General features: G+C 37.9%; 1 protein-coding gene, 2 tRNA genes, 1 rRNA gene and 1 pseudogene. All 5 read right to left on the reverse strand.

Annotation, left to right across the window (positions count from 1 at the left end; genetic code table 11):
- Positions 1 to 69: 69 nt before the first annotated feature.
- A pseudogene (locus tag HMPREF0027_RS11115) lies at positions 70 to 359 on the reverse strand (DUF5389 family protein).
- A gap of 1 nt (position 360) precedes the next feature.
- Positions 361 to 1,254 carry a site-specific tyrosine recombinase XerD gene (xerD, locus tag HMPREF0027_RS11120; RefSeq protein ID WP_005625361.1) on the reverse strand — a complete coding sequence of 298 codons (894 nt, stop codon included), beginning with the start codon at positions 1,252 to 1,254 and terminating at the stop codon, positions 361 to 363.
- A 112-nt stretch (positions 1,255 to 1,366) separates the two neighbouring features.
- A tRNA-Trp gene (locus tag HMPREF0027_RS11125) sits at positions 1,367 to 1,442 on the reverse strand.
- 50 nt (positions 1,443 to 1,492) lie between these two features.
- Positions 1,493 to 1,569, reverse strand: a tRNA-Asp gene (locus HMPREF0027_RS11130).
- Positions 1,570 to 1,581: 12 nt separating this feature from the next.
- A 5S ribosomal RNA gene (gene rrf / locus HMPREF0027_RS11135) occupies positions 1,582 to 1,697 on the reverse strand.
- Positions 1,698 to 1,759 lie beyond the last annotated feature (62 nt).

Here is a 1,759-nt window from a genome sequence, read left to right on the forward strand (position 1 = left end):
TTTAATCCAACTTTTGGGGGGCAGATCATTCAGAGAAGGTGGCTTTTTTATTAGTAGATAACAAGTTTACTATAGAGATTGAAGAATATAACCAAGTAATACATAAAATCCAATAAAGGCAACCATTAATAGACCTCTAGCTATACTTTCTGTGACTGATGCGGCTTATATAAAATTAATGTAATTACAAATAAAACAAGTGGATAGATCCAAAATGCTGTTGAAAACAAATTAATCTGTGCTGGACTTAACGCTAAACTGGAAAATTTTGGTGAAACCAATAATGCAAGTGGCCATAATACACAAGGCAAGCAAAAGAATGCCAATGCCCAATTAAATTTAGATGATGATTTTTGCATATTATCCTCGTGGATGAAATTGTTGATGTAGTGATTTTAAACGTGCTTTCGCAACATGGGTATAAATCTGAGTAGTAGAAAGATCACTATGCCCCAGAAGCATTTGCACCACTCTTAAATCAGCACCATGATTGACCAAATGCGTTGCAAAAGCATGACGCAATACGTGTGGAGACAGTTTCTCACTATCAATACCGGCCAAAACAGCATAATGTTTGATTCTATGCCAGAATGTCTGACGAGTCATTTGTAATCCTCTACGGCTTGGAAATACAACATCTGATTGTATATTATTCAATAATATTGCACGCCCATATTGAAAAAATTCTTGAATCCAATAACTTGCTTCTTCGCCGATTGGAACTAATCTTTCTTTATTACCCTTACCTACAATACGCATAACACCTTGCCGTAAGTTCAAGTTATCTGTCGTAAGAGAAACGAGCTCGGTAACACGTAATCCCGTTGCATAAAGTAATTCTAACATTGCTTTATCACGTAACTCGACCGGATCTAACGTATTCGGACAATCCAGTAAATCCATCACTTGCTCTTCACTTAAAGATTTAGGCAAATTCGTTGGCTTACGAGGGGAAATTAAAGTCAGTGTGGGATCGTCTTGTCGATAATTCTCTATATATAAAAAGCGAAAAAACTTACGTAGACAACTTAACATTCGAGCTGAACTTGTTGCCTTATAGCCCTGCTCTAGCCTTTCACCAAGAAAAGACTGTAAATCAAAATGATCTAAAGTAAGAAATGCTTTGGGCGTAGGCAACCATTCAGAAAAACGCTCTAAATCTAAACGATATGAAGCTGAGGTATTTTCAGATAACCCATGTTCTTGCCATAAGGTATCTAGAAATTGTTCAATAATAGGATCTAAACTCTTCATAAAGCTACCTTTGTTTCGGAATATTTTATTATTTTAACAGAAAATATAACTTCAAAAAAAAGTATAAATATGCAAAAAGCCGATTAGTTTATACTAATCGGCTTCTTAAATATGGCAGGGGCGGAGAGGCTCGAACTCCCAACACCCGGTTTTGGAGACCGGTGCTCTACCAATTGAACTACGCCCCTATTGATATCATATATAGATAAAGCGAGTAACTAACTCGCTTTTGGATAAATGGCGGAACGGACGGGACTCGAACCCGCGACCCCCTGCGTGACAGGCAGGTATTCTAACCAGCTGAACTACCGCTCCGCAAATTTAGTAGATTAACAGTGCCCTACTCTCACATGGGGAAATCCCACACTACCATCGGCGTTACCGCGTTTTACTTCTGAGTTCGGAATGGAGTCAGGTAGAGCCACGGCACTATGGCTGTTAATCAAATTCTGTACTTATTAACTTAACTCACTTAATTAAAATAAGCTAAGGTAATAAAACCCGA

Origin of the sequence: Actinobacillus ureae ATCC 25976 (genome assembly GCF_000188255.1) — a bacterium.
Classification (GTDB): domain Bacteria; phylum Pseudomonadota; class Gammaproteobacteria; order Enterobacterales; family Pasteurellaceae; genus Actinobacillus; species Actinobacillus ureae.

What these genes read in the sequence shown, in the direction of transcription:
- xerD (WP_005625361.1), bottom strand. Translation starts at nt 1,254, where the DNA reads ATGAAGAGTTTAGATCCTATTATTGAACAATTTCTAGATACCTTATGG.